This is a genomic window from Serratia sp. GW822-FHT06D09, from assembly GCF_058799515.1.
In genome coordinates this window covers 1-533 of the sequence record NZ_JBXALO010000035.1, presented here as the reverse complement: position 1 = coordinate 533, position 533 = coordinate 1, and the positions used below count along the sequence as shown (strand labels likewise).

The window sequence follows — 533 nt, the reverse complement described above, 5'->3', positions numbered from 1 at the left end:
GCCAGCTCGATGATTTTAGCTTCCCACTCAGCTTCGCCTTCCAGTGCTTTCAGCGCTGAACCACGAACAACCGGCAGGTCATCACCAGGGAAGTCGTAAGCAGACAGAAGTTCACGAACTTCCATTTCTACCAGTTCCAGCAGCTCTTCATCATCAACCATGTCGCATTTGTTCATGAATACGATGATGAAAGGAACGCCAACCTGACGACCCAGCAGGATGTGCTCACGGGTCTGAGGCATTGGGCCGTCAGTCGCAGCAACAACCAGGATAGCGCCGTCCATCTGAGCAGCACCGGTGATCATGTTTTTAACGTAGTCGGCGTGCCCTGGGCAGTCAACGTGCGCGTAGTGACGAGTCGGGGTGTCATACTCAACGTGAGAAGTGTTGATGGTGATACCACGAGCTTTTTCTTCTGGCGCGTTATCGATCTGGTCGAAAGCACGTGCAGAACCGCCGTAGGTTTTAGCCAGAACGGTGGTGATTGCTGCAGTCAGGGTAGTTTTACCGTGGTCAACGTGGCCGATAGTACC

At 53.3% G+C, this 533-nt stretch carries 1 protein-coding gene; it reads right to left on the bottom strand.

The window, feature by feature from the left end:
• Positions 1–533: GTP-binding protein (locus AC1RKG_RS24855; protein ID WP_349526360.1), on the bottom strand; the 533-nt coding region annotated here is incomplete at both ends.